Here is a 17355-nt window from a genome sequence, read left to right on the forward strand (position 1 = left end):
ACAGGAGATCATCATGGCCATCGCAACTCTCAACCCCACGACCGGCGTCGTCGAGCGCACCTTCGAACCGCACACGGCCGCCCAGGTCGAGGAGATCCTCGAACGGGCCGCCGCCGCGAATGCGCTCCTACGCGACACGACCTTCGCCGAACGATCGGCATGGATGCATCGTGCGGCTGACCTCATGGACGCCGACGTCGATGTACTCGCGGCCCTCGCGGCAACCGAGATGGGCAAAACCATCGGTACCGCGCGGTACGAGGTGACGAAGTCGGCGAACGGAATGCGCCACTACGCCGACAACGCGGAGCGGTACCTCGCCCCCGAGCGACCCGTCGCGCCGGTGGAGGTCGGGGCCTCCGCGGCGCACGTAGTTTTCCAGCCCATCGGCACGGTGTTGGCCGTCATGCCCTGGAACTACCCGTTCTGGCAGGTGATCCGTTTTGCGGCTCCCGCGCTGATGGCTGGCAACACCGGGTTGCTCAAGCACGCGTCATCCGTGCCTCAGGTTGCGCTCTACCTCGGCGAGCTCTTCGAGCGCGCCGGATTCCCCGCCGGAGCGTTCCAGACCCTTCTCGTGGAGGGGGCTGCCGCTTCCGCACTGCTGGATGACCGCCGCATCGCCGCGGTGACCCTCACCGGTTCCGTCGGCGCTGGATCGGCGGTCGCCGAGGCCGCCGGCCGCAACATCAAAAAGAGTGTTCTCGAACTCGGCGGCACCGATGCGTTTATTGTCATGCCGTCGGCCGACGTGCAGCGAAGCGCGGAGTTCGGCGCGAACTCCCGGACCCAGAACAGCGGCCAGAGTTGCATTTGCGCCAAGCGCTTCTACATCCACGAGGACATCTACGACGAGTGGTTCGAGGCGTTCCTCACGCGCATGCGCTCGACGACGCCGGGCGACCCGTTCGACCCTGCCACGTCGTTCGGCCCCATGGCCACGGAGTCAGTGCGTGCCGAGGCGCACGCGCTCGTCGCGGACGCCGTGTCGAAGGGCGTTACCGTCCACACCGGCGGCGAGTTGCCCGGGGGCCCGGGCTGGTTCTACCCGGCGACGGTGCTCACCGGGGTCACGACAGAGATGCGGATCTACCGTGAGGAGTGCTTCGGGCCCGTCGCGTGCGTCTACAGGGTGGGATCGGTCGAGGAGGCGATCGCGCTCGCGAACGACTCCGAGTTCGGACTCGCGGCATCTGTCTGGACCACCGACGCCGACGAGATCGCGCTCCTGCAGGGCTCCCTCGAGTTCGGTGCGGTGTTCACCAACGGCAATACCGCATCGTTCTTCGGCCTGCCCTTCGGAGGAATCAAGGACTCCGGGTACGGGCGCGAACTCGGCAGGTTCGGCATTCGTGAGTTCGTCAACGCGAAGACGGTGTGGACGGCCTAGTCGCGCACCTCCGCCGCGAGGTGCCCATCCACGCCCTCATGATTTGTGTCATGGCGGTGTCGATGGTGTCGCGCTCGGCGCCTGCCAGCATGGCTGGGGCGATCCTGCTGATTGTCGTGTCGATAGTGTGCGCCAGCTACTCGCGAACGCACCGCTTTCTTCGGGCGCACATGCTCGACCTGTGGGCGATGGCGCTCGTGATGATCGCCGCCGTGCCGCGCGACACGGTCGCCGGTCACCACTCGATGGTGCTCCCGAGCGTGGCGAGCTTCGTGATCGTCATCGCAGCGTGGGGTCTGGCCAGGGTCGCCCTCGCTGCGCGCGCCCGAGGCTGGGTCGCGGATGCCGCGTCAGCAGCCATAACGGGTGCCGGGCTGCTCGTCATGGCCGTCTTCTGCGGCTGACCGTGGGGGCGAGGGATTCTGCGGCACGCGCTCCCGCATGCGCGAGCCACCGGGCCGGGGCGCTCATGGCCTCCTTCGGCGATCCCGCGAATGACGAGAGTGACGCGGTCCACAGCGGGCCCTCCACCTCCACCGCGCCAGCGATAACCGCCGCGGGAACGCCAGCGGATCGCGCGGCCGCAATGATCGATCCCGTCACCTTGCCAGCCATCGACTGGTCGTCGAAGCGTCCCTCACCCGTGATCACCAGGTCACTGCTGACGATGGCGCGATCCAAGCCGGTGATCGCGGAAATGTAGTCTGCGCCGGGCACGATCCGGGCACCGTATGCTGCCGCGAATCCGTATGCGGTCCCGCCTGCAGCCCCCATGCCCGGTGACTCTGGTGCGCCGCCGAGGAGGTCGGCGAAGCGAGCGAGTGCCTGTTCGAGAGTCGCGACATCCTGGGCCGATGCCCCCTTCTGCGGGCCGAACACGCGCGCGGCGCCGCCCGGACCGAGCAGGGGCGAGCGCACATCGGTGAGGAGAGTCACCGGAGGCAGAGTGACCAGGCCGGAGCGGTCGATCGCGGCAACGTCGCGGAGAAAGCCGCCCCCGTCGCGGAGTATCCGACCGTTCCCGTCGGTGAGCACGAGCCCGAGGGCGGCCAGTGCTCCGGAGCCACCATCGGTCGATGCGGAGCCGCCGAGCGCTATGAGCAACGAGGTCGGCGACTGCGAGATCGCGCGCGCGATCACCTCGCCGAGGCCACGAGTGGTCGCGCCCCGCGCGTCGAGGTCACGCATGAGCGAGATCCCACTGCACTGGGCGAGCTCGACGACCGCCGTGCCGCCAGGCAGTTCGAGCCAGAGACCGTCGACGGCGCGTCCGTCCGGCCCGTGCACCACTCCGGCATCCCGCAGCCGTGACCCCGGCACCGACGCCGCAATCGCGTCGAGAGTTCCCTCGCCACCGTCGGCCTGGGGCAGCAGCTCGAGATCGTCGTGGGCACGGATGCTCCGCCAGCCTTCCGCGATCGCCGCTGCCGCCTCGCCAGCGCTGAGGGTGCCCTTGAACGAGTCGGGGGCGATGACGACCTTCATCAGAGGTGCGGCTCGATGACCGACTCGAAGCGGGCTCGCGACTGACGGGCCACCTCGTCGAACGGGGCGTCCCAGACGGTCTGGTTGAAGATCTCGCACTCGATGTCTCCACGGTAGCCCGCGGCGACGACGGCTCGCGTGATCGGCCCGAAGTCGATGAGCCCGTCACCCGGATAGCCGCGACTGAGAAGCGGGTCGGCCGCGATGGGTGTGATCCAGTCGCACACCTGGTAGCTCGCGATGCGGCCCTGGGCGCCCGCCCTAGCGATGCTCTCGAGTACGCCTGGATCCCAGAAGACGTGGAACGTATCGACGACGACGCCGACTGCGCGCGCGTCGAACTGCTCGGCGATATCGATGGCCTGCCCGAGCGTCGAAATGACGGCGCGATCGGTGACGTACATCGGATGGAGGGCCTCGATGGCCAGTGAGATTCCCGCAGCCGTGGCATCCGCTGCCAGCTCGCCGATGGCGTCGCGCACTCGCTCGCGCGCCCCGATGAGATCGCGAGAACCTTCCGGTAGGCCACCCACAACGAGCACGAGGGTCGGTGCGCCGAGCGTGGCGGCCTCATCGATCGCGCGGCGGTTGTCGTCGAGGGCCGCGCGGCGGTCCGGAGTCGTGAGGAAGCCGCCGCGGCACAGGCTGCTCACGCGAAGGCCAGCGCTGCCAACGAGCGCGGCGCTCGCGGCGAGCCCGAACTCGGCGACCGGCTCGCGCCACAGGCCGATCGAGGGGATGCCGGCATCGACAGTCGCGGCGACGGCCTGGTCGAGCGTGGCGTACTTGATCGTTGCCTGGTTGAGCGAAAATCCGTTGAGCGAAAAACCCGAGACGTCGCTCACAGTCCGTTCACCGCCAGGTAGGCGTTCCACCGCGCGGCGGCGAGTTCGGGTCGTTCGAGAGCTCGCGCCTCGTTGGCCAGCCGCACGATCTCGTTGAGGTGCGGGATGCTGCGTGCAGAGTGCAATCCGCCCACCATCTGGAACGACGGCTGGTGGCCGTTCAGCCACGACAGGAACGCCACCCCGGTCTTGTAGTACTGAGTGGGGGCCGCGAAGACCTGGCGGGAGAGAGTCTGCGTTGGCTCGAGTATTGCGCGGAAACTCTCCGCGTCCCCGACGTCGAGCGCCCGGATCGCTGCGGCCGCGTTGGGGGCAACGGCCGCGAAGGCGCCGAGGAGGGCATCCGACCCGCTCTCGATGAGCTCGACGAACGAGAAGTCATCGCCCGTGAACATGCGCACCTTTTCGGGCAGCCGCACGCGGAGAGCGACCTCGGCATCAGCGTCGAGCAGTGACATCTTGATTCCGGCGACCCTGTCGATGCTGCTCTCGATGATGCGGATGACCGTGTCGCTCGGGGACTCGCCGAAGTAGCCCGCGAGCTGCGCGTCGAACGCCTCGCCCAGCCAGTGGAGTACAACAGGGGCCCCGGCGCGAGCGAGCACTTCGCTGTAGACGCGCTCGTAATCGGCGCCGGACTCGGCTGCTCTCGCGAGGTGCCGGGACGCCATGAGCACGACGCCGGCCCCGGCGTCCTCGGCGACCTCGAGTTGGGTGAGGTAGCCGGCGATGACGTCATCGAGCGAGATCGACTGCTCGTCGATGTGGTCTGTGTTGACCCCGACGACGAGGGCCCCGCCAACGGAGTGGGCCTCTGCAGCACTGCGCCGGATGAGCTCGGTGCATGCGGCCCAGTCCAGACCCATGTTGCGCTGGGCGGTGTCCATCGCGTCGGCAACCCCGAGCCCCCACGACCACACATGATGGCGGAAGGCGAGGGTCGAATCCCAGTCGATGTCGGCGGCGCGCGACGGAGTGTTGTCTGCGGTCTGCCGGGGCACGACATGAGCCGCCGCGTACGCGACTCGACTGCGCAGGGCTGGAGTGCGGGAGAACAGCGGCGCCGGGTTCAGCTCAACGGTGCCCTCGAGCAGGCGCAGCGTCACAGGGTGACCGCCGGAAGGTCGATTCGGCGGCCCTCCGCGCTGCTGCGCAGACCCTCGACGCTGAGACGGACGCCCCGCGCCCCGGCGAGCAGGTCGAAGTCGTAGGGCGTGCCCTCGACCACGCTGCGCAGGAACTGCTCCCACTGCACTTTGAAGCCGTTCTCGAAGACGTCGTTGTCCGGAACCTCAATCCAGTCCGCGAAGTAGTTGTGGGTCTCTGGCAGGTCGGGGTTCCAGACGGGCTTCGGTGTGGCGTTGCGGGGTTGGATGCGGCATCCGAAGAGTCCCACGACGGCCGAGCCGAGTGTGCCGTCCACCTGGAACTCGACGAGCTCCTTGCGGTTCACTCGCACCGCCCAGCTCGAGTTGAGTTGCACGATGACGCCGTTCTCGAGCTCGAAGATGGCGTAGGCCGCGTCATCCGCCGTCGCGGCATACTCGCGCTCGTTCTCATCGACGCGTTTCGGGATATGCGTGACGGCTCGCGCGTAGACGCTCTCGATGCGACCGAAGAGGTTCTCGATCACGTAGTTCCAGTGCGCGAACATGTCGCTCACGATGCCCCCGCCGTCGTCGCTGCGGTAGTTCCAGCTGGGGCGCTGCGCGGGTTGCCAGTCGCCCTCGAAGACCCAATAGCCGAACTCCCCGCGCACGGAGAGGATCTCGCCGAAGAACCCGGAGTCGATCAGGCGTCGGAGTTTCTGGAAACCCGGGAGGTAGAGCTTGTCGTGTACCACGCCGTGCCTCACGCCCGCCGCCTCCGCGAGTCGGGCGAGCTCGAGCGCATCGTCGAAGGACTCCGCGGTGGGCTTCTCCGTGTAGATGTGCTTGCCAGCGGCGATTGCCCTGCGGATCGCCTCGACACGTGCTGTGGTCACAAGGAAGTCGGCATAGATCGGAAAGTCGGGGTTGGCGAGAGCCTCGTCGAGATTGTCCGTGTAGTGGTCGATTCCGTGTTTTTCGGCGAGTGCAGCGAGCTTGGGGATGCTGCGGCCCACGAGCATCGGTTCCACCTGCACCCGACTGCCGTCGGAGAGCAGCACACCGCCCTGCTCCCGGATCGCGAGGATGGAGCGAAGGAGATGCTGGCGATAGCCCATGCGCCCGGAGACGCCGTTCATGATGATGCCGATGCTCTGCTGGGTCATAGGGGGTACTCGATTCTTGCTCGGAAAGCGCTTACCCAATGGTAAGCGCTTTCCCGTTCGGGGAGCAATACCGTGTTCGCCCCGCTCTGAGCGCCATCAGCGTGCGGGTGTGCTGCTCCGGAGGATCACCTCGGGCGTGATCGGCGCGGGGACGTCGGCACCGAGCGCGATGGCGACGGAGGCCTCACCGACCTCCTCGAGCGCCACTCGAACCGTTGTCAGCGGCGGCGTGACATCGGACGCGATGGGAACATCATCGAAGCCCGCCACCGCGATCTGTTCGGGTACCGGTACCCCGCGGTCGCGCAAGGCGGCGAGCGCGCCCACCGCCATGACGTCGTTGACGGCGAAAACGAAGTCCGCGCCGTCCAGGCCGTCGTCGAGAAGCGAGGACATCGCGCTGTAGCCGCCGTCACGGGTGAAGTCACCGTGTGCGATTGCCACGGGTGGGACGGGCAGAGCCGAAGCAAACCCCGCGCTCCGGTCACGAGCCGTCGCGAGATGTTCCGGTCCAGCGAGGACAACAAATCGGCGATACCCCAGGCTCACCGCCGCGGCCCCCAGGGCGCGAGCGCCGCTCGTGTTGTCGATCTCGACGGTCGCGAACGGAAGTCCGGTCTGGCTGATGAAGGCGACCCGTCCTCCCCCGGACTGGTAATCGTCCAGTTCCGCGATGAGGAGCCGAGGGTCGTCCTCATCGGTGAAACGACTTCCCGCCAACACCATGACGCGGGGGCGCTGGCGCCCGAGAAGTTTCACGAGCTCGAGTTCCCGGCCAGCATCGCGATTAGTGACCGCAATGGTCACCACGAGGCCGACCGCGTCTGCCGCGCGCAAGACACCAGCGGCGATGGCCGAAAAATATGGGTCGGCGATATCGCTGACGATGAGCGCCACGGACGACGAAGAGCCTCGCGCTACCGCCTGGGCCGAGACGTTCGCCGTGTATCCGAGTTTGCGAGCGGCGACGAGTACCCGTTCGCGGTACTCGTCCTTGACCACTCGGCTACTGCCGTTGATCGCCCGCGACGCAGTGGCGAGCGAGACCCCTGCCTCGCGAGCGACATCGTACAAAGTCGGGTTCACGCTCGGTGATTCTACGCCCGCAGGTCCGCGTACTCCGGGTTCTCGTCGAGGAAACTGCGCACCATGGAGCATTCGGGCACAATGCGCCCACCGGCCTCGCGAACCTGGTCGAGCACATGAGCGATGAACGCGGTGCCAATGCCACGATCCCGTACCGCGGCATCCACCACAGTGGACTCGATGACAAGCTCGCTGTCGGGACTCCCGGAGACGTGCATGACCGCCACCTCGTCGTCCCCGAGGGTCGCGCGATAGAGCGAACCCGAGTCGTCTCGGCTGACCACGATGTCCGCGTCGCGGTCCGTGCTCGGTTCGTCGAGCTCGTTCGCGTCGGCACTGTGTGCCGTTCCCTCGTCGAGGGTGCCCTTACCGTCGGGGTAACCCGCGGCGTCGGGGAACTCGAAGTCCTTGCTGTGGAAGTCCCGGCTGTTGTCGCTCATGATTCCTTACTTGATCGGTAGGACGATTTCGCTGTCCATGACCTCGATCGTGAGGGGCTCGGTGGTGGTCACCTCACCCGGAGTGGAGAAGACAGTGGTGTGGGGAACGAAGTCCATCGTGCACGCCTTGTCTTCGGGGATGGGAGGCACCTCCGCTGAGATGCGGTTGCCCTCGCCCGCCTTCTCGAGAACGGTGATGCTCGTCACGATGTAGGGGCATCCTGAACTTCCCGAGAGGGTGATCGCCAGTTGCGCACCCTCCTGAAGCCAGAACGCCTGGAGACCGGAGTCCGCGTCGCCGCCCGGCTCACCCGCGAATTGTTCCGGCTCGCCCTGATAGTTGGTGACGGCTCCGCCGACACATCCGGCGAGAAGAAGTGGAAGTGCGAGCGCAGCCGCCGCGAACCAGCGAGTCTTCATGGAGTCCCCATTCCTTGGGGCGCGACGCCGCGCCTGGCATCAGTATGGCCCAGAGCGCCCTCGTCGCAGCGGAAGCGCGTCAGTTGTCGACGCTTCCTCGCCATGCTCCGTCGGCGATGCCCTTGGCCTCGATGTACTTCTTGAAGTTCTCGAGTTCCTTCTTCACAGCGTGGTTCGGGATGTGAAGGGCTGCACCCGCGGTCTCCACAAAACCCTCGGGGTCCCAGTCAATCTGCACCGCTACCCGCGACGAAGTGTCGCTGAGCTTGTGGAACGTGACGACTCCCGCGTGATCGACCTCGCCGCCGGTACTCGTCCAGGCGATGCGGTCGTCGGGGAGCTGCTCCGTAATGACGGTGTCGAACTCGCGCGTCGCGCCGCCGACCGTAACTGTCCAGTGATTCGTCACGTCGTCGACCTGGACGATCGTGTCGACGACACTCAAGAACTCGGGGAAGCTCTCGAACTGGGTCCACTGGTTGTACGCGATGGTGACGGGCACATCCACGTCGATGGTTTCGACTACCTGGGCCATGGGGCTCTCCTCTGATCGTTGTGTGGTCTGGCGGGATGGGTTCAGTGCTCGGCGCGCAGTTCCTCGAACGCGAGCTGGGCATCCTCCACACTCGTGAACGTGCCGACGGCGATGCCGGTCACCGTGGTGAGCGCGTAGAGGCGCTGCTGGTTCAACTGGATGATGGCGACGGGAACGTCGTTCTCCTTGCCGACGAAAACGATGTTCGCGACGCTCTCGATGAGCGACCAGTCGATCTCTCCCGAACGGTTCAGCCCTCCCGACGGATCCAGTGCCGGTGGTGTTGTGAGTGTCATGGCGTGTCCTTGTGGGGTTGGTCCGCTGCACGGTTTCGGGTTGTGCCCTCTCACGATAGGCACGGGGTCACTCCACAGCCGAGGGCTTGACAAGGGCGAGCATCCGCACCCCGAATGGGGTTCACTCGCCCTCGACGGCCGCGGTGTGGTGCGGGGTACCGACGGGTTTGGATTCCGAGGAGCCCCGCTGCCGCAGGTAGATCGAGAACGCCACCATGCATCCGACGGCGAGAAACTCGGACTGCCAGTTCTGCAATGTGCGGTTCCAGAAGTCCGCCGAGGCGATGTACTCGCCCCAGCTCACCGTGGGCAGCCCGTGATCGAGTTGCTCCTCGTTGAACACGACGGTGCCGGCCACAGACTGCGTCCACCAGGAGAGCAGAAAGATGAGGCCCATCACGATGAGGAGCGAGTTGGAGTAGAGCACGGTGCGCCAACCACCCGCCTTTGCCCAGCGCGGGGAGTCGGCGCGCGCGTGGCGTCTGACCAACTGATCTTTGTCGCTGCCGATGCCCTCGTCGCCCGGCCGCTTGGACTCCGCCGAGCCTGTCTGAATGAGCCAGATCGTGGCGAGGATGAAGACGAAGAACTGGAGAAATTCGGATTGCCAGTTCTCTGCGACATCAACCACGAAGTCCGATGACGTGATGAACGCGAGGTAGGAGACGGGGTCGCCGCCGTGCGCGAGCTGGCCTTCGTTGAACGCTGCGAGGCCCGCGATCGACTGCCCGACGAGTGACCCGAGGAAGAGCACCGCGAGGGCGATACTCAGCCCGTGATTACGGATGACACGCATGACGTCACCGCCCCGACAAGGCCACGACCAGCATGAGCGTAAGCCCGACGATCACTGCGGACAGCCAGCCCGCAAAGACGACTTTCATCGCCCCTCCTACGGTTGAAGCACGACCTTGACGCACCCGTCCTTCTTTGCGCCGAAGAGCTCGTACATCTCGGGCGCCTGTTCGAGCGGCACGCGGTGCGTGACGAGATCCATGACGCCGAGCGGATCGCTCGGGTCCTCGACGAGCGGCCACAGGTCGGCTGTCCAGCGCTGCACGTTGCACTGGCCCATCGCGAGCGTGAGCTGCTTGTCGAACATCGTCATGAGCGGCATGGGATCGGCGACGCCACCGTAGACACCGCTGAGTGAGACGGTTCCACCGCGCTGCACGGACTCGATGGCCATCATGAGTCCCGCGAGTCGATCGACTCCGACGGTCTGCGCGAGCTTTTTCGCCGCCGCGCTCGGCAGCACACCGACGGCGGACTGGGCGAAGGATGCAACGGGGTTACCGTGCGCCTCCATGCCGACCGCGTCCACCACCGAGTGCGGTCCACGACCGTCCGTGCGATCGAGGATCTGCTCGAGAAGGTCATCCGTCAGATCCAGGGTCTCGACGCCGTGGCGCTCGGCCATCGCGCGGCGCTCCGGCACGAGGTCGACCGCGAGGGTTCGGTAGCCGAGGTGGCGCCCGATACGCGAGGCGAACTGGCCGACCGGTCCGAGCCCGAGAACCAGCAGAGTGCCTCCGTCCGGTACGTTCGCGTACTTCACCCCCTGCCACGCGGTGGGGAGGATGTCGCTCAAGAAGAGGTAACGCTCATCCGGTAGCCCGCTCGTGACCTTGATGGCGTTGAAGTCGGCGTTGTGAACGGTGAGGTACTCGGCCTGACCCCCCGGGATGTGGCCGTAGAGCTCGGTGTAGCCGTAGAGGTCGGCACCCGTTCCGTGCTCACGGTTCTGGGTGGTCTCGCACTGGGTCGTGAGCCCCCGAGTGCACATGTAGCAATAGCCGCACGCGATCACGAACGGCACCACGATCCTGTCGCCCGGCACGAGTTTCTCCACGGCGGAGCCCACCTCGACGACAACACCCATGGGTTCGTGGCCCATCACATCGCCTTTGTGCATGAACGGCCCGAGCACGTTGAGCAAGTGCAGATCGGAGCCGCAGATCGCAGTCGACGTGACTTTGATGATCACGTCCGTCGGGGCCGTGATGGCCGGCTCCGGTACTTCGTCGACGGTTACGGATCCTGTGCCCTGCCACGTGAGTGCTCTCATGCGCTCCTGTCTACGCTCGGCCCGGAGTGCCAGACAGAGGTTGACTTCTCGCGGAGCCGGTTCTACGGTGTCAGCCCCTCGAGGGACGCGACCGACGGCATGCCGCCGATGCTGAGCACCTCCAGGGCGAAGTCGTCATCGACATATGTCGCGACGGGAATGAGTCCGCTCGCCGCAGCGAGCAGGTCGTGCACACGATCGCCGCCGAGCGGGTAGTCGGCGACGGGGTGTCGCCAGTGACAGGCAACGATGACGCCTCCGTCGGTGAGGCTGCTGGCACTGCGCTCGGCAAGCAGACGAACGGAGTCTTCGTCGAGGTAGTAACCGACCTCCGAGATGACGATGAGGTCGAAGCGTCCGCCCGGCCAATCGTGCGGCGCCTGCCTCGTCTCGAACTCCACCCCCTGGGCGCTAGCGAGACGGTGCTGCGCCACCTCGAGCGGGCGCGCCGAGATGTCGGTGGCGAGCAGACGGTCGCAGCGCGGCGCGAGCAGCTCGGTGAGCAGGCCGATCGAGCATCCGATCTCCAGCGCGTTCGTATAACGCTCGTGCGGCAGGATGCCCATCGTGAGCGCACGTTTGCGCGACTCGTACCACCCGGAGGCGAGCCGCCACGGGTCGTCGAACTCCTCGTACAGGTTGTCGAAGTACTTCTGGTCCAAACTCACTCGGGGCTCCTCACGAACGTCTCCCACTCGCGTTCGAAGTGAGACAGCATCCCCCGGTGCAGTATGGGTTCGACGCCGTCCCCCGCGTCGGTTTGGCTTGGGTACGAGGCAAGAGCCGCGCGCTTTGCGGCCCGGTCGATAGGTGAAACCGGGACTCGGATGAGATCGTCCCAGGGCACATCGGCGTCATCCGGTGAGGCCCAGTGCCACATCCACACCGGGTATTCCAGCAGGATCGCCGCCGACGACGCGGCCGCGAGGGCGGCGACCGCGCCGCACGCGGTGTGGTCGCTATGCCCGTCGCCGCGCCACGGCGCGACGATGAGGTCCGCCCTCGCTAGCCCGATGAGGGCGGCCTCGAGATCGAGTTCGTGTTCACCGAGGCGGCCATCGGGGAGGCCAAGGTCAACGATGTCGCAGCCGGGCGCGAGGATGCTCGCTGCCTCGTAGAACTCGGCGGTGCGAACGATCGCGTCCCCGCCTCGCTCCGCCGCCTCCCCGCGTGTGGCGAGCACCACCGTCACGCGTGTTCCGGCCCGGTGCAGTCGGGATGTGAGTGCACCAGCGCCGAGGGTCTCGTCGTCGGGATGCGCGGCCAGCACGATGACGTGGTCGATGTCACGAGCATCCGCCCACGGAACCGACGCCCAGTGCTGACTGGAGGTCCATTCTTCTTCTGAGGTGCCGGGATCCCGGTGATCGAAGCTCACCACGGTGCCTCCCCCGATCCGATGAGCGTGCCGAGTCGCGCGACGTCGCGCTCCGCGTGGTCCTGCCTCACATAGAGGGTGAGGTCGGCCACGCGCCGCGCGTGAACATCATCGAGTGCGAGCGGGGCGGGCCCCAGTGTGTGCCCCGCGATGGTGAGCACCTCCTCGGCGATGTGCGCGACGGTGCTGCGCACTCGTTGCGCTTCGATCTCGATATCGCCGCCGCCGCTGTCGACGTGGGCTGCCGCCGCGGAAAGCACCGTGCGGCCGGCGTGGAGGAGAAGGTCGAGACGACCCAGCTGGAGCGCGCCGATCTGATCGAGCTCGCGACGGGAGAGCTTCTCCGCCACCGATCTGGCGAGTGCGACCGCACCGCCGAACCACACCGCGGCGACACCCATGCCGCCCCAGGCGAAACCGGGACGACGCAAATACCACTCGTCGTCGCCGACAGGGGTGGCTGGCACCGCGGCGAGAGTGACACTCTCGCTCTGCACATTCGTGAGGCCGCGCGCGAACCACCCGCCGGAATCGACGGCGATGCCGGGGTTGCGGAGGTCGACGGAGAAAAGGCGTCGAGAACGTTTGCCCGTGTGAGCGGTGATGAGCGCGCGATCGAGGACCCCCGCGAGCGAGCACCACGGTTTCGTGCCGTCGAGAAGCGACGCGTCGCCGGAGGCCCGCGCGGTCACCGCGACCCCTGGCCCCTCCGCGGCGTACACACCCCACGTCGACGACTCTTCGCCGTGCAGCCCGGCCTGATCGAGGATCGCGAGCGCGTCGAGGTGCGGTTCCAGCACGCGCGCACACGTGAGATCCGCGGCACCCGCGGTCGCCAACAACTCCCACAGCTCGCGTGTCCTACCCGAGCCGGGCAGCGGCGCAGACGATCCGACTTCGCGCGCGAAGTGGAGGCACGCGTCAATGTTGTCGCCGGCGGCGGATGCACGGGCGGCGACGTCGTCGAGGTGCGAGAGCCACGCGGCATCCGTCTCGCCGAGCACTACCGCCGTCACCCGACCGCCTCCAGGGGTGCGTCACCGAGGGCCGCGAGATAACCGGCGAAGCCACCCGGTGTTCGTCCGACCAGACGGGCCGACGTCGTCACGGGTGACCCGTCGAGGTTCACCACACGCGCGCCCGCGTCGCGTGCGGCGGCAACGAGGCGCGAGTCCTCGTGCTCCCGCACCGGCTCGAAGCCGCCCACGTCGCGATACACGGATGCCCGTATCCCCAGGCTCGCGCCGTGCACGGCGCCGGGCGGCGAGGCGTCCTCGCGCGAGCCCCACGCGGCACGTCGGGCGGGGGAGAGGTCGTGCAGCTCGGGCAGCACTGTTCCGAGGGTGACATCGGCTCCGGCATCCGCGAGGGCGAGCTGGTTGCTCAGCCACTCCGCGGGCACGCGAGAGTCCGCGTCCGTGTTGGCGATCCACACCCGGTCTGCTGCCGACCGCGTGCGCTCGAGTGCTCGGAGGACGCCAATGGATCGTGCCGATCCCACACTGGCGACGTCGACAGTGAGTGTCTCGGCCACGGAAAGAAGACCGCGAAGCGCGAACCGCACAACCTCGACCGAGTCATCCTGGCAGGAGTCGAGCACGAGCGTCACACGAACCCGCACGCCCGGGTGTGAACGTCGAAGATGGGCCATCGCCGTCGACAGGGCGATGAGGCACGACGGCAGCCGCTCCGCTTCGTCGCGCGCGGGCACAACGATGCAGACTTCCTCGATCACGCGTGTTACTTCTTCGCGGAGGGAGTGCGATTCTCGGCGGAGACCATCCACGCGAACTGCTCGAGTCGCTCGATGATGGCGTGCAGCAGGTCGGCGCTCGTGGGGTCCTCATCGTCGACGTCGTCGTGCACGTCGCGGCACGAGATGACGGTCGCCTCCAGTCGCTCGGTGATGAGGTCGACGGTTGTCGCGGTGTCGACTTCGCCCGCGGGGTACTCGGGCAGGGTCGTGGTGTCCGCGACGGTGTCGCTGCGACCGTCGGGCAGGCCGTGGAGGGCGCGCATACGCTCGGCGATCGTGTCGCTGAAGGTGCGGGCATCCTCGATGATCTCGTCGAGCACGCGGTGGGTGTCACGGAAGTTTTTGCCCACGACATTCCAGTGGGCCTGTTTGCCCTGCATCTGCAGCTCGAGCAGATCCACGAGTACGCGCTGCAGGTTGTCGAGGAGCTGCTTCGATGCGACGAAACCTTTCTCCGCGTTCTGCTGTCGCGTCTGGCGCGAACCCTTGCGTGTCGTCGATGTCGTGGTGTCAGCCATGGCCGTTTCCTCCCGTTGCATGGTCCAGTTCGGCGCGAGACTCACGTGCCGGTGCCACCTCCACGGCGAAACCCGACTGCACGAGTGCACCGTTGACGATGAGTGCGGCGCTGAGGCGCACCGGCCATCCGAGGTGCGGCAGCACTTCGACGGGGATCGGACACGACACGACGCCTTCCGCGATCGTCACCGCGCTCACCGGAAGGCCCTGACGTAGCAGTCGGCGGGCATCCCACAGATGGGCATCGGCGACGGCGCCGCGTTCGAGTCGGATTCCGAACTCGGATCCGGAGGGGTCGCTCACGATGAGCACGGCCGTGTCGGCCGCGGTCATGAGTGCGCGTGTGGTGGAGAAGTGGACCTCCGCGACACGCGCGTCGTAGGTGACGCGAACGGCGGTGAGTCTCGGCATGCCATCACGGTACGAGGAGCGCGGATGCCGGACCAGGGCTTGCCCTGAAGCGCCGCGTCCGCTATCGACCCCACCCGTGAGGTGCCCACTTCGGCTGGTGTTTTCGCAACAGCACCCACCGAACTGGGCACCTCACGGTGCGAGTGAGCGAGCTAGTGGAGCGGATGCTGGCGCTCGAGGGCGGAGCCCTCGACGTCGACGTTCGGGATGATGCGATCCAGCCAGCCGGGCAGCCACCACGCGGCGCGTCCGAGCAAGTTCATGATGGCGGGCATGAGGAGCATCCGAACGATGAACGCGTCGACGAGCACACCGAACGCGAGGCCGAAACCGAGGGCTCGCACGATCACCGACTCGGAGAAGACGAAGCCACCGAACACCGAGACCATGATCGCGCCGGCCGCGATGACGACGGCGCGACCCGCACGGAAGCCTTGCGCGACGGCCAGTCGTGCTGGCGCTCCGTGGACGAAGGCCTCTCTCATTCCCGTCGCGAGGAAGAGTTGGTAATCCATCGCAAGGCCGAAGAGGATTCCGACGAGCAGGATCGGCAAGAAGCTCAGGATGGGGCCGGTCGAGTGGATGCCGAACACGGGCGCCAACCATCCCCACTGGAAGACGGCGACGAGCGCACCGTAGGTGGCGAACAGCGACAGGATGAAGCCGCCCGTCGCGATGAGCGGTACCAGAAGCGATCGGAACACGATGATCATGATCACGAGCGAGAGCCCGACAACCACGGTCAAGTAGATCGGCAGAACGGCGGCAAGACTTTCGGAGATGTCGATGTTGATGGCCGCCTGACCCGCGACACCGAGTACACCCTCGCCGAGGGGATCGAGCGAGCGCAACTCGCGTACGAGCTCTTCCGTGGAGGAGCTATTGGGGCCATCGACGGGAATGATCTGGAATGCCGCGAGGCGGTTGTCGGATGACACATCGATGGGCGCGACGGCGACAACATCCGGTTCGTCTGCGATGGCACCCGCGACCTCGGCCTGAAGGCCCAACACGGCGTCGTCTTCGGTGCCGTCCGGCAGTTGCGCGGTAACGAGCAGCGTGCTGTTCGCACCCTCGCCGAACGCCTCCGCCGTGAGCGTGTGCGCGATGTAGGACGCCGACTCCACGGGTTCCGACGATCCGTCCGGCAAGCCGAGGCGCATCGACGCCGCGGGTAGCGCAACCGTCACGAGCGCGGCGACAGTCACAAGGATCGTGACGAGGGAGCGCGCGAGCGACTGGGGTTTCACCGCGGCAGTGGCGGGGGCATCCGCGAGGGCGGCGCGTGCGCGCTTGCTCAGCAGTCGCTCGCCGAGCAGACCGAGCAGTGCCGGGGTGAGGGTCACGGCAAGCAGCACGGCGACCGCAACACACACCGCACCGACAACACCCATGACCGAGAGGAACGGGATGCCCGTGACCATGAGCGCGAGGAGTGCCACGATCACGGTCGAACCGGCGAAAACGACCGCGTTACCCGCGGTGCCGTTGGCGAGACCGATCGACTCCACCACGTCGGCGCCCTGGCGTAGTTGTTTGCGGTGGCGATTGATGATGAAGAGCGAGTAGTCGATGCCGACCGCGAGTCCGAGCATGACTCCGAGCACGGGCGTCACCGAGGCCATCTCGACGATGCCGGAGAACGATAGCGAGGCGAGGACTCCGACCGCGACTCCCACGATGGCGGTGATGATCGGGAACGCCGCAGCGATGATCGAGCCGAGCATGACCAGGAGCACGATGCCGGCGATGAGGAGTCCGATCGCCTCGCCGATGCCGAAGATCTGCGGGATGCCCTGAGCGATTTCGGTGGAGAACGCCACCTCGACTCCGGGGATCGCCTCCGACTCGAAGTGTTCGACGACCGCGCGCTTGGACTCGTCCGGCAGTTCGAGTCGTGTCACATCGAACCCCACGTTGACTACTGCAGTCGCGCCATCTTCCGACACAAGTCGAATGGGTGCCGAAAGTTCCGCGAGCTCCGCCCCCAACGCGAGCTGCTCGGCCTGGGCCTCGAGCTCGGCAGGGACCGGTAGGCCGAACTGTTCGACCTGGGCGAGGGCGGCATCGACCTGCGCCTGACCATCGGCGAGTTCGGCGAGCTGTGCCTCGCGTTCGGCCGTCGTGGCGAAGGGGTCGATCACCTGTGACACGTTGGGTAGGCCGTCGGCGTCGGCTGCGAGGGCGCTGATCGCCTCTCGCTGCTCTGCGCTGAACTCCCCGCTCTCCGAGTGGAAGACGACCGTGCCCGATGCCCCCGCGTAGTCGGGCAGTTCCTGCTCGAGCTCCTGGATGACAGCGGATGACTCGGTGTTCGGGATGTCGAAGTTGGTGACGATCCCGCCGAAGCCGATGGCGAAGCCACCGCCCGCGAGCGCAATGACGCCCAGCCACGCTCCGATGACGATCCACGCGCGGCGTGCGGCGAACGTTCCGATTCGGTGCAGCAGTTCTGCCATGGTGTCCTCTCGA

The 17355-nt window shown here is 66.8% G+C and carries 20 protein-coding genes; 2 read left to right on the plus strand and 18 right to left on the minus strand.

Annotated elements, in window-relative coordinates:
• Nucleotides 1-13 precede the first annotated feature (13 nt).
• Nucleotides 14-1390, plus strand: a complete 1377-nt coding sequence (locus tag LH407_RS08450) for an NAD-dependent succinate-semialdehyde dehydrogenase (RefSeq protein WP_322134430.1) — start codon at nt 14-16, stop codon at nt 1388-1390.
• Nucleotides 1378-1794 (plus strand): hypothetical protein, encoded by a 417-nt coding sequence (locus LH407_RS08455; protein WP_322134429.1) that lies wholly within the window; start codon nt 1378-1380, stop codon nt 1792-1794. Before LH407_RS08450 ends, LH407_RS08455 begins: the two co-directional genes overlap by 13 nt.
• Here the strand turns inward: LH407_RS08455 and LH407_RS08460 are convergent.
• The 18 genes from LH407_RS08460 to LH407_RS08545 form a co-directional block, all read right to left on the minus strand.
• Complete coding sequence (locus tag LH407_RS08460; protein ID WP_322134428.1) at nt 1772-2875, minus strand: glycerate kinase; 1104 nt, start codon at nt 2873-2875, stop codon at nt 1772-1774. The two genes, LH407_RS08455 and LH407_RS08460, sit on opposite strands and share 23 nt — an antisense overlap.
• Nucleotides 2875-3720 carry a sugar phosphate isomerase/epimerase family protein gene (locus LH407_RS08465; RefSeq protein WP_322134427.1) on the minus strand — a complete coding sequence of 282 codons (846 nt, stop codon included), beginning with the start codon at nt 3718-3720 and terminating at the stop codon, nt 2875-2877. Before LH407_RS08465 ends, LH407_RS08460 begins: the two co-directional genes overlap by 1 nt.
• Entirely contained in the window at nt 3717-4826 is a 1110-nt protein-coding gene (locus tag LH407_RS08470; RefSeq protein ID WP_322134426.1) for a DUF993 family protein, read from the minus strand. The genes LH407_RS08465 and LH407_RS08470 overlap by 4 nt, the downstream gene beginning before the upstream one ends.
• A complete protein-coding gene (locus LH407_RS08475; RefSeq protein WP_322134425.1) occupies nt 4823-5974 on the minus strand; it encodes a Gfo/Idh/MocA family protein in 1152 nt (383 codons plus the stop codon). The genes LH407_RS08470 and LH407_RS08475 overlap by 4 nt, the downstream gene beginning before the upstream one ends.
• Nucleotides 5975-6070: 96 nt before the next feature.
• Nucleotides 6071-7060 carry a LacI family DNA-binding transcriptional regulator gene (locus LH407_RS08480; RefSeq protein WP_322134424.1) on the minus strand — a complete coding sequence of 330 codons (990 nt, stop codon included), beginning with the start codon at nt 7058-7060 and terminating at the stop codon, nt 6071-6073.
• Nucleotides 7061-7071: 11 nt separating this feature from the next.
• On the minus strand, nt 7072-7500 hold the full coding sequence (locus tag LH407_RS08485) for a GNAT family N-acetyltransferase (RefSeq protein ID WP_322134423.1): 429 nt from the start codon (nt 7498-7500) through the stop codon (nt 7072-7074).
• A 6-nt stretch (nt 7501-7506) separates the two neighbouring features.
• Nucleotides 7507-7920 carry a hypothetical protein gene (locus LH407_RS08490; RefSeq protein WP_322134422.1) on the minus strand — a complete coding sequence of 138 codons (414 nt, stop codon included), beginning with the start codon at nt 7918-7920 and terminating at the stop codon, nt 7507-7509.
• A gap of 79 nt (nt 7921-7999) precedes the next feature.
• Nucleotides 8000-8455 (minus strand): SRPBCC family protein, encoded by a 456-nt coding sequence (locus LH407_RS08495; RefSeq protein WP_322134421.1) that lies wholly within the window; start codon nt 8453-8455, stop codon nt 8000-8002.
• A 41-nt stretch (nt 8456-8496) separates the two neighbouring features.
• Nucleotides 8497-8751 (minus strand): hypothetical protein, encoded by a 255-nt coding sequence (locus LH407_RS08500; protein ID WP_322134420.1) that lies wholly within the window; start codon nt 8749-8751, stop codon nt 8497-8499.
• A gap of 121 nt (nt 8752-8872) precedes the next feature.
• Nucleotides 8873-9547: a DUF6766 family protein gene (locus tag LH407_RS08505; RefSeq protein ID WP_322134419.1), complete on the minus strand. Its 675-nt coding sequence runs from the start codon at nt 9545-9547 to the stop codon at nt 8873-8875.
• Between the two features lie 96 nt (nt 9548-9643).
• Nucleotides 9644-10819 carry an alcohol dehydrogenase catalytic domain-containing protein gene (locus tag LH407_RS08510; protein WP_322134418.1) on the minus strand — a complete coding sequence of 392 codons (1176 nt, stop codon included), beginning with the start codon at nt 10817-10819 and terminating at the stop codon, nt 9644-9646.
• 62 nt (nt 10820-10881) lie between these two features.
• Complete coding sequence (locus LH407_RS08515) at nt 10882-11487, minus strand: class I SAM-dependent DNA methyltransferase (protein ID WP_322134417.1); 606 nt, start codon at nt 11485-11487, stop codon at nt 10882-10884.
• Nucleotides 11484-12197 carry a PIG-L deacetylase family protein gene (locus LH407_RS08520; protein WP_322134416.1) on the minus strand — a complete coding sequence of 238 codons (714 nt, stop codon included), beginning with the start codon at nt 12195-12197 and terminating at the stop codon, nt 11484-11486. Before LH407_RS08520 ends, LH407_RS08515 begins: the two co-directional genes overlap by 4 nt.
• Nucleotides 12194-13213, minus strand: a complete 1020-nt coding sequence (locus tag LH407_RS08525) for an acyl-CoA dehydrogenase family protein (protein WP_322134415.1) — start codon at nt 13211-13213, stop codon at nt 12194-12196. The genes LH407_RS08520 and LH407_RS08525 overlap by 4 nt, the downstream gene beginning before the upstream one ends.
• Nucleotides 13210-13932: a glycosyltransferase gene (locus tag LH407_RS08530; protein WP_322134414.1), complete on the minus strand. Its 723-nt coding sequence runs from the start codon at nt 13930-13932 to the stop codon at nt 13210-13212. The genes LH407_RS08525 and LH407_RS08530 overlap by 4 nt, the downstream gene beginning before the upstream one ends.
• Before the next feature lie 5 nt (nt 13933-13937).
• Nucleotides 13938-14471: a Dps family protein gene (locus LH407_RS08535; RefSeq protein ID WP_322134413.1), complete on the minus strand. Its 534-nt coding sequence runs from the start codon at nt 14469-14471 to the stop codon at nt 13938-13940.
• Nucleotides 14464-14883 carry a hypothetical protein gene (locus LH407_RS08540; RefSeq protein WP_322134412.1) on the minus strand — a complete coding sequence of 140 codons (420 nt, stop codon included), beginning with the start codon at nt 14881-14883 and terminating at the stop codon, nt 14464-14466. The genes LH407_RS08535 and LH407_RS08540 overlap by 8 nt, the downstream gene beginning before the upstream one ends.
• A 152-nt stretch (nt 14884-15035) precedes the next feature.
• Nucleotides 15036-17342, minus strand: coding sequence for an MMPL family transporter (locus LH407_RS08545; RefSeq protein WP_322134411.1), 2307 nt, complete (start codon nt 17340-17342; stop codon nt 15036-15038).
• Between the last annotated feature and the right edge of the window lie 13 nt (nt 17343-17355).

It is taken from the genome of Antiquaquibacter oligotrophicus (assembly GCF_020535405.1).
GTDB lineage: Bacteria > Actinomycetota > Actinomycetes > Actinomycetales > Microbacteriaceae > Rhodoglobus > Rhodoglobus oligotrophicus.

Coding starts and splice junctions, on each gene's coding strand:
- LH407_RS08535 (WP_322134413.1), bottom strand. CDS start 14,471: ATGGCTGACACCACGACATCGACGACACGCAAGGGTTCGCGCCAGACG.
- LH407_RS08460 (WP_322134428.1), bottom strand. CDS start 2,875: ATGAAGGTCGTCATCGCCCCCGACTCGTTCAAGGGCACCCTCAGCGCT.
- LH407_RS08485 (WP_322134423.1), bottom strand. CDS start 7,500: ATGAGCGACAACAGCCGGGACTTCCACAGCAAGGACTTCGAGTTCCCC.
- LH407_RS08500 (WP_322134420.1), bottom strand. CDS start 8,751: ATGACACTCACAACACCACCGGCACTGGATCCGTCGGGAGGGCTGAAC.
- LH407_RS08545 (WP_322134411.1), bottom strand. CDS start 17,342: ATGGCAGAACTGCTGCACCGAATCGGAACGTTCGCCGCACGCCGCGCG.
- LH407_RS08510 (WP_322134418.1), bottom strand. CDS start 10,819: ATGAGAGCACTCACGTGGCAGGGCACAGGATCCGTAACCGTCGACGAA.
- LH407_RS08490 (WP_322134422.1), bottom strand. CDS start 7,920: ATGAAGACTCGCTGGTTCGCGGCGGCTGCGCTCGCACTTCCACTTCTT.
- LH407_RS08505 (WP_322134419.1), bottom strand. CDS start 9,547: ATGCGTGTCATCCGTAATCACGGGCTGAGTATCGCCCTCGCGGTGCTC.
- LH407_RS08450 (WP_322134430.1), top strand. CDS start 14: ATGGCCATCGCAACTCTCAACCCCACGACCGGCGTCGTCGAGCGCACC.
- LH407_RS08540 (WP_322134412.1), bottom strand. CDS start 14,883: ATGCCGAGACTCACCGCCGTTCGCGTCACCTACGACGCGCGTGTCGCG.
- LH407_RS08475 (WP_322134425.1), bottom strand. CDS start 5,974: ATGACCCAGCAGAGCATCGGCATCATCATGAACGGCGTCTCCGGGCGC.
- LH407_RS08495 (WP_322134421.1), bottom strand. CDS start 8,455: ATGGCCCAGGTAGTCGAAACCATCGACGTGGATGTGCCCGTCACCATC.